The 12,527-nt window shown below is 57.4% G+C and carries 12 protein-coding genes; 2 read left to right on the forward strand and 10 right to left on the reverse strand.

The genetic code is table 11. The features are described from left to right. Window positions 1–76 precede the first annotated feature (76 nt). On the reverse strand, window positions 77–2,050 hold the full coding sequence (gene feoB / locus QP981_RS03575; RefSeq protein ID WP_284857440.1) for a ferrous iron transport protein B: 1,974 nt from the start codon (window positions 2,048–2,050) through the stop codon (window positions 77–79). 56 nt (window positions 2,051–2,106) lie between these two features. Next, window positions 2,107–2,364: a FeoA family protein gene (locus QP981_RS03580; RefSeq protein ID WP_083308396.1), complete on the reverse strand. Its 258-nt coding sequence runs from the start codon at window positions 2,362–2,364 to the stop codon at window positions 2,107–2,109. 280 nt (window positions 2,365–2,644) lie between these two features. Between QP981_RS03580 and QP981_RS03585 the strand changes: the two genes are divergently transcribed. Then, window positions 2,645–3,424, forward strand: coding sequence for a hypothetical protein (locus QP981_RS03585; RefSeq protein WP_016422619.1), 780 nt, complete (start codon window positions 2,645–2,647; stop codon window positions 3,422–3,424). Between the two features lie 60 nt (window positions 3,425–3,484). Here the strand turns inward: QP981_RS03585 and dapF are convergent, their stop codons facing one another. The 3 genes from dapF to QP981_RS03600 form a co-directional block, all read right to left on the reverse strand. Further along, window positions 3,485–4,408, reverse strand: coding sequence for a diaminopimelate epimerase (gene dapF, locus QP981_RS03590; protein ID WP_284857442.1), 924 nt, complete (start codon window positions 4,406–4,408; stop codon window positions 3,485–3,487). A gap of 31 nt (window positions 4,409–4,439) precedes the next feature. Continuing rightward, on the reverse strand, window positions 4,440–5,342 hold the full coding sequence (gene miaA / locus QP981_RS03595) for a tRNA (adenosine(37)-N6)-dimethylallyltransferase MiaA (RefSeq protein WP_101687705.1): 903 nt from the start codon (window positions 5,340–5,342) through the stop codon (window positions 4,440–4,442). Window positions 5,343–5,409: 67 nt separating this feature from the next. Continuing rightward, window positions 5,410–6,114, reverse strand: coding sequence for a hypothetical protein (locus tag QP981_RS03600; RefSeq protein ID WP_284857443.1), 705 nt, complete (start codon window positions 6,112–6,114; stop codon window positions 5,410–5,412). Window positions 6,115–6,275: 161 nt separating this feature from the next. Here QP981_RS03600 and QP981_RS03605 point away from each other — a divergent pair, with 161 nt between their 5' ends. After that, window positions 6,276–7,628: a DUF349 domain-containing protein gene (locus QP981_RS03605; RefSeq protein ID WP_284857444.1), complete on the forward strand. Its 1,353-nt coding sequence runs from the start codon at window positions 6,276–6,278 to the stop codon at window positions 7,626–7,628. A 164-nt stretch (window positions 7,629–7,792) separates the two neighbouring features. Here QP981_RS03605 and QP981_RS03610 read toward each other — a convergent pair whose 3' ends face one another. The 5 genes from QP981_RS03610 to QP981_RS03630 form a co-directional block, all read right to left on the reverse strand. Further along, complete coding sequence (locus QP981_RS03610; protein WP_016422614.1) at window positions 7,793–8,542, reverse strand: Rv2732c family membrane protein; 750 nt, start codon at window positions 8,540–8,542, stop codon at window positions 7,793–7,795. After that, the gene (gene miaB, locus QP981_RS03615; RefSeq protein ID WP_049170866.1) at window positions 8,535–10,082 is read right to left on the reverse strand and encodes a tRNA (N6-isopentenyl adenosine(37)-C2)-methylthiotransferase MiaB; all 1,548 of its coding nucleotides are present in this window, start codon (window positions 10,080–10,082) and stop codon (window positions 8,535–8,537) included. Before miaB ends, QP981_RS03610 begins: the two co-directional genes overlap by 8 nt. A gap of 106 nt (window positions 10,083–10,188) precedes the next feature. Further along, a complete protein-coding gene (locus QP981_RS03620; RefSeq protein WP_284857445.1) occupies window positions 10,189–10,797 on the reverse strand; it encodes a regulatory protein RecX in 609 nt (202 codons plus the stop codon). 43 nt (window positions 10,798–10,840) lie between these two features. After that, window positions 10,841–11,944, reverse strand: coding sequence for a recombinase RecA (gene recA, locus QP981_RS03625; RefSeq protein ID WP_284857461.1), 1,104 nt, complete (start codon window positions 11,942–11,944; stop codon window positions 10,841–10,843). A gap of 316 nt (window positions 11,945–12,260) precedes the next feature. Further along, complete coding sequence (locus QP981_RS03630; RefSeq protein ID WP_005509697.1) at window positions 12,261–12,494, reverse strand: DUF3046 domain-containing protein; 234 nt, start codon at window positions 12,492–12,494, stop codon at window positions 12,261–12,263. Between the last annotated feature and the right edge of the window lie 33 nt (window positions 12,495–12,527).

Here is a 12,527-nt window from a genome sequence, read left to right on the forward strand (position 1 = left end):
TTCTTGTTGGATCTGATTTCTAGTTCGCAAGTGTGACTTAGTAGCTTTGCCGAAGCTACTAGGAATCAACGAGGCTTTACAGGAACAGCTTCAACCCTTGGAAAACAATCACGGCCAGTGCCCATGCAACGACCAGCTGCGCTAGCAAACCGAAGCCCGTCCACTTCAAGCCGATCTCTCGACGTTGTGCCGCGAGCGTAGCCACGCACGGTGTGTAAGCCAGCAGGAAGATCATGTAGGCCCAGACTGCTGCCAATCCATGTCCATCGGATGCATTGTCAAAGTCACGTCGAATATTCTCCGCGAGCGGGCTGGAGGCCTGTTCGCTCGAATCGGAGTCGGTGACGTCCTCCACTGCATAGGTCTGTGCCCAGGTAGAAATGACGGCTTCCTTGGCCACAAAGCCCGTCACCAACGGACCTGTCAGAGACCATGTACCGAAACCTGCCGGGTTAAACACAGGAGCAATAGTTTCGCTGACTGCACCGTATGCGGAGTCCTGCGGTGCCAGGTCTTCATCGGCAAAGGAGTGCCCGGAGACAACCGGGATAGACATCAGAAGCCATACGACGATGACGGTGCTGACGATGATTCCACTAGCGGTCTGCAGGAAGCCCTTCAGACGCATCCACATCACAGATAGTGCCAGCCGTGCGGTCGGAAGCTGGTAGGTTGGCAGATCAATGACCAGCGGTTCCGACGGCATGGTGCGCCACAGGGTCTTACGCAGTGCAAGGCCGGTCAGAACGATCAGCAGAATCGAGATCACGTACATAGCGAAGACGACTGTGCCCGCGCGTTCCGGGAAGAACACCGCACCCAACATGACATACACGGTTAGGCGCGCCGAGCAGGAGGTAAACGGAACCAGTAGAGCCGTCAAAATGCGGTGGCGCGGATTACTCAGCACACGTGTTGCCGAAATCGCTGGCACGTTACAACCAAAGCCAACAATGAGCGGAATAAATGCCTTACCCGGAAGACCAATTGCACGCATGACACGGTCAGCCACCACGGCTGCACGCGCCATATACCCTGAATCCTCGAGCACTGCGAGGCACAGGAACATGAGTGCCATCAGCGGAACGAAGGTCAGCACCATGCCGACACCACCGATGATGCCGTTCACAAGCAGCCCCGTGACAATCGGATGGTCCCATCCCATCGCTTCTAATCCACGGGTAACCAGATCTGCGAAATTACCGGTAATAAGGGTTTCCAAACCGTCCTGCAACGGCGCTGCCACCGTTGTCGTGATCTGGAAGACTGCCCACATGACCGCCAGGAACACAATCGGTCCGAGCACCGGATGAAGAACCACGTTATCAATGCGGTCAGAGAACGTCTGTCGGTCCTCTACCCCGCCCGTAGATGCCGCAACCGCCGCATCAATCGCGGCAAAGCGTGCGTCGTCCAGACGTTCAATCGAGTCACCATCGACCTGGCGAATCGGTGACGACACCGAACTACATCCGTCCAGAGCCGCTGCTACCGCGTCGGCCAACCGCGCCATTCCCGCTTTACGACGGGGATCCAGCGCCACCACCGGCATCCCCATAGCTGACTGCAATGCGTCCGGATTCACATCGATGCCCTTGGCCTTGGCAACATCTAGTTTGGTCAGAGCCAGAACGATGCGCTGGGGCTGTTCCGCCAATTCCGCGGCCATGTAGAGGCCACGGCCCAGTGCCGTGGCGTCGACAACGACAACGACGAGATCCGGGCGTTCTTCTTCCGGTTTCTCGATGAGCATCTCGCGAGTGAGCTCTTCGTCCGGACTCATGGCATCCAGCGAGTAGGCACCCGGGAAATCGATGACATCGTACTCAGCGGCATCGGTCTTCCACGCGCCGCGGCTGACCTCTACGGTCGTACCAGGCCAATTGCCCATCTGCGCTTTCGCACCAGTCAAACTATTGAACAGTGTTGACTTACCGGAGTTCGGTGCGCCGACCACTGCGACAACAGGTGCACCATCCTTTGCTGGCGCTCCGCCACTGCAAGCATGACAGCTGGGCGTGGATGCGAATTTTCGCGTTGAGGAATCCATAGGTGTTGTCATTGTTAACTTTCAGGAGGGAGGTGAGAAAAAGAGATGTAGGGAACCTAACCCGCGACGGACATCTTGTGCAGCGTGCTGCCATCGATGGCGTAGCGTGTTGCGCCAGCATGGACGATTCGCCCACCGCCGCTGGTGCTCCGCCCCACAGTGACACTCATTCCAGGGCGAAGCCCCAGTTGCGAAAGCCTGCGACACAGGCGCTCATCCACATGCGACGCTCCCAGAGTGACGGTTGCCCCCACCGGGACGTCGGCAAGCGATTGAATGTCATCCGACTGCTTTCGAGACCGCAACCCGAGCATGAGAAACCTCGCTTATATAGATAAGAATTAACCTAAGCAAATGGTGTTTACAGAGACGAGCTTACTCTTAGGCATGCCTAAATGGAAGAAACCGGGCGCGCCTAAGGAAAGTTATTTATGCCACACTTAATATTTGCCTATTTAGCGTGGCAGAATTGTTAGTCCCATCCGAATAGTTGCCGCGGCGTGGAGGAATGGTTCTAGGTACCCCAGAGCACAATGTGCTCACGTGCGATTCGCTAGTTCGCAGATGAAGATATGGGAAGTATCATCGAAAAGTATGACTACTGACTTGCGAAGCATTGGCATGGACTACCCCAGCTGGCGAGACGCGATGGAAGCCGCGATTGCCAGTGACAATCTGTCGGTCATCGGCGAGGTCCGCGGTGGCCAGCTGGTCCGTTTCGAAGATTCCTCTGGTGCGCGTCTGCACATCCTGGGTGTTGAACCATTTTCTACCTACGCCGGCTTCGCGGGCAGCCCGACCGTCACTGCCCATGTATCCAGCGTGGACGATGTCTTGGCGCTCGTGGAAATCGTCGAGGATGATCCCTCCTCGGATAACTTTGACAAGGTCATCGAGGTCGCTACCTGCCTGCTGTCACAGGGGCCAATGATTGTTGATGCCGGAACTCAGACTTTTGAGCATGTCGCGCTATCAGCTCTGGCAACTGATTTCACCCTCGACGCATCCGCTGAGGAGTACGAAAAGCGCACTGGGGCAACCCCGACAACATTGGACTTCGAAGGTGCTAAGGCAATTGTCGGAGATCAGGTCGGCAAGGCATCGCCTAGCGCAACCGTCAAACTGGCTGGTGTTATCAATAACTCCCGCAAGCATGTCAATGAGCTGACCGGCAAGAAGTTCTGGGTGCTCAACCTTGCTCTTCCGACCCCCATGGACGTACTTGTCCCCGGCGGCGACGAAGCTCCCCAGCCAGGTATGGTCGTCTCCGGCACTTTCTCACTGACCGGTGAGATCATTCCGCCTCAAGGTTGCGGAGGCGGCTGTGGCGATGGCGGCTGTGGTTGTGGCGACGGTGGCTGCGGCGGACACTAGTCCGCTAACTCCCCACCGCTTCCACTACCCCGCTAGGGCTCCTGCTGCACTAGCTACCAGTCACAGGGCTTCCAGCTCAATATCGCCGAGCGTGTGAATCACGCTCGGCCCGGTCAAGGTCGCCGAGAAGTCCCCATCCGCATTGCTGGCCTTGTGGACATCCACAGTCACCACACCGCCAGGCACCTTGACTGTCACAACCCCCTCAGTCCGGCCGGCATCGGCCAGCGCGGCAATAGCTGCCGCAACCGTACCGGTGCCACACGAGCGGGTCTCACCAACTCCACGTTCAATTACTCGCATGGACACCGAATCAGAGGCATCCAGCGGGGTGACAATTTCCACATTGAGGCCGTTCGGGAACATGGCTTCGTCGGCACGCACTGGCTTCGCGACACTACCCGCCGCTTCCAATTCCAGCTCCGCCAGAGCGGCGGCATTTAGGCCAGGCATGACGCAGGCCAAATGCGGATTTCCCACGTCGACACCAATCCCGGCGAATTTCTGGGCATTGTTGCCCGAACCGATGAACGCAGTAGCGAGGCCGAGGACTTCCGGCTGGCCCATATCCACCCCGACGACCGCGTGCCTGCGGCTGAGCTCATCAATCGAAACAGCGCGCAGCCCTGCTCGAGTGCCCACCCGCAAAGTTCCGTCGACGACACTGTCCGGGCTGTGAATCGCGGCAATATAGTGTGCAAAAACGCGGACACCATTCCCGCACATCTCGGCAACAGAACCGTCACTATTGCGGTAGTCCATAAACCAATCGCCGGCTTTAACCCCCTCCGGCAATGCCGCCAAAACACCGGCATCGACGAGTTTCCCCGCACGGGCAACCCGCAGGACGCCGTCAGCGCCAAGACCCCGCTGTCTATCGCACACTGCTGCGACCAGTGATTCGGTCAATTCAATCGACACCAAATCATCTGGAAAAATCAAGAAATCGTTTTGCGTACCGTGGCCTTTGGCAAATGAAACCATGCCCTTGATGCTAGCGGGAGGTCCGAATCTCTTACAGACCAAGTGCGGAAAACGCCTGTCCCGGCACGTCACCGGCAGCGTCTAGCCACATGATTCGATGATCACGGTTGAACCAGGAGCGCTGACGTCGCACATACCTGCGCGTCCCAGTAATCGTGCGTTCACAAGCCGTATCCAGGTCGTAAACCCCATCGAAGTAGTCCAGCACCTGTGCATAGCCGATCGCGCGACTAGCGGTCACACCTTCGCGCAACCCTTGCGCAATCAAACTCTCAGTTTCTTCCACCAGGCCAGCGGCAAACATGCCCCGCGTACGCTGTTCTATCCGCGGATTTAGCCATTCCGCCTGCGTGCGCAACCCCAATATGCGAGTGTTCCACCGCGGTGGCTTATCAATCGACGGCTTCGACGCTGCAAAAGGTTTACCTGTCAGCTCGATGACCTCCAAAGCCCGGACAGTGCGCCGCGGGTCGTTGGTCTCAATAATTGCCGCCGCATCCGGATCAATCTCTGCCAGCCGATCGTGCAACGCCGCCGGACCAATCTCGTCCTGCACTGCCTCCCACTTCGCACGTACTTCAGGGTCCGTAGGTGGAAACTGCCAGTCGTCCACCAACGCCTGCACATACATCATCGACCCGCCGACAAGGATGGGGACTTTCCCCCGCGCGCGAATGGCCTCAACATCCGCGACCGCCTCACGCTGATACGTCGCCACACTCGCCGGCTGCGTCACGTTCAGCACATCTAGTTGGTGGTGCGGAATCCCCCGCCGCTGATCCACCGACAGCTTTGCGGTTCCGATATCCATTCCTCGATACAGCTGCATCGAATCAACATTGACGACCTCACCGCCAAGCTGCTTCGCAAGCACCAGCCCCAAATCCGACTTTCCCGACGCCGTCGGCCCTACCACCGCAATCGGCACCGGCAAGCTCTCACTCTCGAAAGCCGTCACTACCCAGTTCACACTCCTGCACAAAAACTAAAAACGCGAGCTCTTACTTCGCAACACACTGCCAGCTGGCCACGTGGTAACCGATGCCGTAAGGCGCCCCGTCATAGTAAGAACGCTTTACGACGGTCATTCCAGACCCCGTCCAGCTTTCAGCAGCTTTACTCAGCTGCTGCCATAACTCGGCCGCGTACGCGCCGGGAGCTGGAAACACAATATTTTCCACGTTAATGCTTGAGCAGTCCTGACCAGCAATCAGACTGCACAGCGCATCAACCTCCGCTGCACCTTCAATTACGCCGACCGGGGAATCGTCCGCAAGGCCGAATGCGCCGTCGACAAGCACAAGCAGGCGCGAGTGACCGGCAGCGAGTGCCTCAGCGATAGAGTCGAAGCACGTTGCCTGAATGACGCGGCCAGTGGGTCCTTCAGAATTCCGTCGCGCGTAGTCTTCGATAAGCCAGCGTCCCAGCAGCTCAGGTAATTCGGTTCCACCGGACACCGTGACATCAACCCCATACGGAGAAAAACTGCCGGGTGCGCTGGTCTGGTGCGGGGACTTCGCCTGCATCCTGCCAGTGATAATAGCGACCGCGCCGGGCTCCCCGGGTTCGTCATGTCTCCACAGCGTCGCGACAGTTTCACGGGCATGACGGCGCAATTCCGTGGCGATGGGTGCAAAACCACCCAGCTCCTCGACGATGAGAAGCGCACGCGGAACGATAACAAGCCGAGGCAAACGCGAATTCACGTCCTCAACGCTACCGTGAGGGGCTAGTCGATGCCTTAATCCGGCGGTGTTACGCGCGCTGTGCCAAAATTTTTGGGATACTCAAGCACATACCGTAAGTGTTTGATGGCAGCCGTGTCGCGCGGCAGTTCTGCATGAAGATTGGAAGAGGTTTACCCACTATGACCGGTACCAGCAATTCCCCTAAGCCAGGTCCACGCCCGGGACCTCGACCAGGCGCAATGCCGGCTCATCGTAAGGCCCCTGGAGCTACTCCAGCGCCTGCGGGGTCGGCCGCTGTGGCACATGCCGTCCACAATGATCCAAAGAAGTTTGGCCGCATTGACGAAGATGGCACTGTTTGGCTGGTCACCAGCGCCGGCGAGCGCAATATTGGTTCCTGGCAGGCCGGCACCGTAGAAGAGGGTTATGCCCACTACGGCAAGCGCTACGAGGATCTAGCCACCGAGGTCGAGCTACTGGAATCTCGTGTTGTCTCCCACCCGCAGGAGGCAAAGACCATTTCTCACAACGCAGTTGAACTGCGTGAGAGCCTTGCCACCGCCACGGTCCTCGGCGATATCGATGCGCTGGATAAGCGCCTTGCAGAGGTCATTGCCACCTCCCACGTCGCAGAGGAAAAGGTCGCTCACGACAAGGCAGAGCGCCGTAAGAACGCCATCGCACGTAAGGAAGAGCTCGCTGCAGAGGCCGAAGAGCTCGCAGAGAACTCCACCGAGTGGAAGGTCGCCGGCGACCGTATCCGCGAGATTCTCACGGAGTGGAAGCAGATTCGCGGCATCGACCGCAAAACTGATGATCAGCTCTGGCGCCGTTACTCCCGCGCGCGTGATTCTTTCAACCGCCGCCGCGGTGCCCATTTTGCGGAACTGGACCGCAACCGTGCGGCTGCTCGCCGCGTTAAGGAGGACATCATTGAGCGAGCTGAGGCCCTGAAGACCTCCACTGATTGGGGTGGCACCGCTGCTGCCTTCCGTGACCTGATGGCTGAGTGGAAGGCCGCTGGTCGAGCCCCACGCGAGGTCGATGACAAGCTGTGGGCGCAGTTCAAGGCCGCCCAGGATGAGTTCTTTGGTGCTCGCAACGCGGTCAACGAAGCTCGAGACAGGGAGTTCGAGGAAAACGCTGCGGCCAAGGACGTACTGCTGGCTGAATACGAAGACCGCATTGATCCGTCCAAGGGCCTCGATCACGCTCGCAACGAACTGCGTCAGTTGCAGGAGAAATGGGAAGCCATCGGCTTTGTGCCGCGTGGTCGTGTGCGTGAGTATGAAAACCGCATTGGCGCACTGGAAAAGCGCGTCTCCGATGCTGCCGATTCGCAGTGGCGCCGTACCGACCCCGAAGCACAGGCTCGCGTCCAGCAGTTCGCCGACCGCGCAGCGGAGTTTGAGCAGAAGGCCGCCGAACTCGAGGTGAAGGGCAAGGATTCTCAGGCAGCCAAGGCTCGGGAGCAGGCCGAACAGTGGCGACAGTGGGCAGAGCAGGCCGCGGAGACTCTCAAGGAGCTCTAACAGAAGCTAGTTGTGTGTCGGGGAAGCAGGTTCTCACTCTCCGGCTTCCTCAACAGAATTCTGGCTCAGCTATGTGCTGGCAACGCGTCGATGGTTAAAAGTAAGGGGCTCTCTTCCGGAATGGAAGAGAGCCCCATACTTACTGCGCTAGTTAAAAAGTCTCACTACTCGTCGCTGACCTGTTCGTCCTTTTCGCCGGTCTGCTGAGAGACATTATCCGCGCTACTGCCCTGCTGGACACGATTGCGTCGGCGAGCGCGTTCACGGCGGTCGTCGACGACCTCAACATCCGTAGTCGTATTCGGGGTCAGGCCCGCCCGCAGGTAAACCTGCTGCGCGCGCAGTACCGGATCGGTGTCAGCGTGCTTGCGACGTTTCGTCGCGATTGCGAGCTGCTCCTTACTACGTCGGAAAGCGATGAAAGTCACGGAGATGGCCAGTAGAAAACTGCAGAAAATACCGAGCATCAGGCCGAAGGAAATACCCTCGCCGGCCAGTTCCTGTGGACGAGACTGACGCATCCAGCCAGCGAAGACTGAGTAGACCATCTGAATACAGGCAAAAAACCAGGTGACGAATGCGAGAATCGTCGTCCGCGTAATCAGCGTGGCAATAGCTAGCAAGACACCTACCACCACGAGAATGGAGTAAATTCGCTCCGGTCGAGTCGTGAAGTACTGATGCGCAACATCCGTATCCAGCAACACATCAAAGCCCAAAACGACGCCAGAGTGCGGAAGGAAGAAACTCGTAATGAGGCCGATGACGGCAACCATCATCGGAATCACCGCACGGCCGAGATCCAGCTCGCCAGCGGCCTTGCGCTCCTGAACCCGCAACGCCTGCGCGGATTCCACCGACTGCTCGCTAGTGGATTCCATATCACTTTCCGGCGAAGCCTTGTCACTACTCACAGCCGCATCCCTCACTTACACTCGTTTTCTCCGGGCGCCCAATCTTTGGCAAGCCCAGACCAACTCCGATCGGCGCGGTCGTCGGAGTCTGGCCGACCTCTACATTATCCCCCGCCTTAGTGCGGCGGTGTGTGAGCACACCGGAGTCAGCAATGAGGAAGTGCGGTGCGGAGTCGGTCACGCGTACTGTCACGTAATCACCTGGGCGAATCTTGCGGTCGACGATGCCTGGTTCGCTTTCCGACGGGCTGAAGTGCACCAGGCGGCCATCCCGACTCCGACCAGACATGCGATGAGTCTCCGCATTCTTACGGCCATCGGACTGGCTGACCAGCAGCTCGACTTCCCGGCCGACTAGCTTAGCGTTTTCTTCCTCGGAAATACGCTCCTGAAGCGCTAGCAGCCGACCATAGCGTTCCTTCACAACCTGTGGTGGAACCTGATCCGCCATGGTTGCCGCCGGAGTTCCCGGGCGGGGCGAGTATTGGAAGGTGAACGCCGAGCTAAAACGAGCCTTTTCCACCACGTCGAGAGTTTGCTGGAAGTCCTCTTCAGTCTCGCCTGGGAAACCGACAATAATGTCAGTGGTAATGGCGGCATCCGGCATTTTTTCCCTAACCTTCTCCAGAATTCCCAGGAATTTCTTGGTGCGGTAGGAACGGCGCATGTCTTTCAGCACTCGGTCGGAACCGGACTGTAGTGGCATGTGTAGCTGATGAACCACGTTCGGTGTCTCCGCCATGGCGTCGATGACATCATCGGTGAACTCAGCTGGGTGCGGAGACGTAAAGCGCACGCGCTCCAACCCCTCAATCTGGCCGCAGGCGCGCAGCAACTTGGAAAAAGCCGAGCGGTCGCGTTCCATGTCAGGGTCGGCGAAGTTAACACCATAGGCGTTGACATTCTGTCCAAGGAGGGTGACGTCAGTAACGCCCTGCTCCACGAGTGCCTGCACCTCAGCGAGAATCTCGCCTGGACGACGATCGCGTTCCTTACCACGCAAACTGGGGACGATGCAGAAGGTGCACGTGTTGTTGCAGCCTACGGAGATACTCACCCAACCTGCGTAAGTGGATTCACGCTTGGCCGGCAGCACCGAGGGAAATTCTTCCAGCGCGTCCTTAATCTCGACTTCAGCCCGGTCATTATGAGCGGCGCGTTCCAACAGTGCTGGCAACGAACCCAAGTTATGCGTACCGAAGACTACGTCCACCCATGGGGCCTTCTTTACGACGACGTCCTTATCCTTCTGGGCCAAGCAGCCACCGACGGCAATCTGCATGCCTGGGTGAGCATCCTTGACCGGTTTGAGCTGTCCCAACGTGCCATAAAGGCGATTGTCCGCATTCTCACGAACGGCACAGGTGTTGAAAACGACCAGATCAGGATTATCGCCTTCTGCAGCCGCTACATAACCGTTTTCTTCCAGCAAGCCAGACAGTCGTTCCGAGTCATGGACGTTCATCTGACAACCGAACGTACGTACCTCATATGTGCGAGGCGAAGACTGCTGCTGAGAGTTCAAAGAAGGGGTAGTCACGGCAGTTTAGGTTAGCTGTTTATGGCCCATTTCCCCAATCAACGATCCCTTTAAACCTGACGGGTCCGCAGCCGGCGTGCTAATCCGGCGTGCGGTGGCACCGGCGCTAATCTGTGTCCTCTTCGAGTTCCCGGTATCGCTCTTCTAACTGATCCCGAGCAATGCTCATGGACAATTCAGAGGGGAAACCACGCCGCGCCAGCACACCGACGACTTTGCGTAAATCCTTTTGCTTGGAGTTGAAGTCAGGTGCCACTGTTTTAATAGTGGCCGCTTTCTTCGCCGCTAGCTTCCGGGCGACTTCTTCTTCCGCGTTGTGCGTAATCTGCTCCAACGCATCTGCACGAAGCGAAGCATCAATGCCCTTTTCCTGCAGCTCCCGGTTCAAAACCATCTTCGACTTGCCGCGACTGGCAAAGCGCTGCCGCACCCATTCGGATGCGAAAAGCTCGTCGTTGACCAATCCACTTCGGGTCAGGTCATCAACGACTTCTTCAATCATCGAGGTTGGAAACTCCTCGACTGCCTCGAGCCTTTCTACGAGTTCCTTGCGGGAACGCATTCGCTGATCGAGCAAGCGCAGTGCCTTAGCACGAATCGGGGCCTTGGATTCCTCACGACCCGCATCGTAGAGCGAACTACCGTCAGCTTCCGCAATTTGCTGAGCAAGCTTTTCGATAGTCTCCCGCACATCGCGGCCGTTACGATCCTCCACGGTCCTCACTTTTCGTGTGTCGCGGCACTACGCCTCGAGCTAGCTAGTCTTCCAAATCATCGAAGTCGATGTCCGGCACGACATCGACAGGGGCATCGATATCGGTCTCGTCCTCGACCTCCGCGAATTCCCCGACGCCGAGCTTCTTCTTGATCTTGACTTCGATTTCCTGGGCAATTTCTGGATTCTCGCGCAGGTGCATACGAGCCTTTTCCTTGCCCTGCCCCAACTGATCGCCCTCGTAGGTAAACCACGAACCGGACTTCTTGACAATGCCGTTATCAACGCCCATGTCAATCAACGAGCCCTCACGCGAAATGCCCTCGCCGTAGATGATGTCAAACTCTGCCTGCTTGAACGGCGGCGACACCTTGTTCTTGACTACCTTCAAGCGCGTGCGGTTACCCACCGCATCCTGGCCATCCTTCAACGTCTGAATTCGGCGTACGTCACAGCGAACGGAAGCGTAGAACTTCAGTGCTTTACCACCCGTGGTGGTCTCAGGAGAGCCGAACATGACGCCAATCTTTTCACGCAGCTGGTTAATGAAGATGGCAGTGGTACCGGTGTGGGACAGCGCACCCGTCATCTTGCGCAGCGCCTGACTCATCAACCGCGCCTGCAGACCAACGTGGGAATCGCCCATTTCACCGTCGATTTCAGCCTTCGGAGTCAACGCGGCCACCGAGTCAACCACAATGATGTCAATAGCACCGGAACGCACCAACATATCTGTGATCTCAAGTGCCTGCTCACCGGTATCTGGTTGGGATACCAGAAGGTTGTCCGTATCTACTCCAAGCTTGCGCGCATAAACCGGATCCAGCGCATGCTCCGCATCAATAAATGCGGCAATACCGCCCTGCCGCTGCGCCTCTGAAATAGCATGCAGTGCGACTGTGGTCTTACCCGAGGATTCTGGACCATAGATTTCTACGATACGACCACGCGGGAACCCGCCCAGGCCCAAGGCCACGTCGATAGCGATATTGCCGGAGGGAATAACCTGAATTGGAGGACGATTGTCGTCCCCCAGGCGCATAACTGCACCCTTACCAAAGTCCTTCTCAATATTCGCCAGAGCTACATCGAGCGCCTTCAGGCGATCATTGCCCTGGTTCGAAGCCGTAGCCTTCTTACGAGCCATAGTTCGTTGTTCTTCCTCATTGTCATTGTCGCGGTCATTGTCGCGTACGGTATCGGGTTCTGGAGCCGTACTCAGAGAATGTGTCTCCCGATTTTCATCCAAAACAGAAACTTCGCTCACACTTAATTAGGCGCGAAACTAGCCGTTCCGGTTCCAAATTGGTCCGCGACACCTCTACTGCCGGTTACACCCGGAAGTTATACCGAATCAGACGGATTGACTTCATCAGCACTTTCGATAATATGCGAAACCCTGTTCGAATGGCAACGACACGCAAGAGCCGTCGGCAAGCATTCACCGTCGTCTACGCCGGAACCTATTCGTCAGGACCGTACCAGCGGTCTTCGGGAATATCGTGTTCCCTACACAGCGCCCACCAGATATCCCGAGGTTCGACCCCGTCCTCGAGCAATTCCGCGGGAGTTTTTCCATATTCCATCAGTACGTGGGAATGCAACAGCCACGGGCCGTGCTGAGGCCCAAATTCGTGGTTGACGAAGTTGTGAAAATCGGCCAATCGCATGAGACCAACGTACAAGATACCTGTCACTGATACCTACCTGGCCACCCTCTTTTCATAACC

The organism is Corynebacterium sp. MSK047 (assembly GCF_030232285.1).
Lineage (GTDB): Bacteria > Actinomycetota > Actinomycetes > Mycobacteriales > Mycobacteriaceae > Corynebacterium > Corynebacterium jeikeium_D.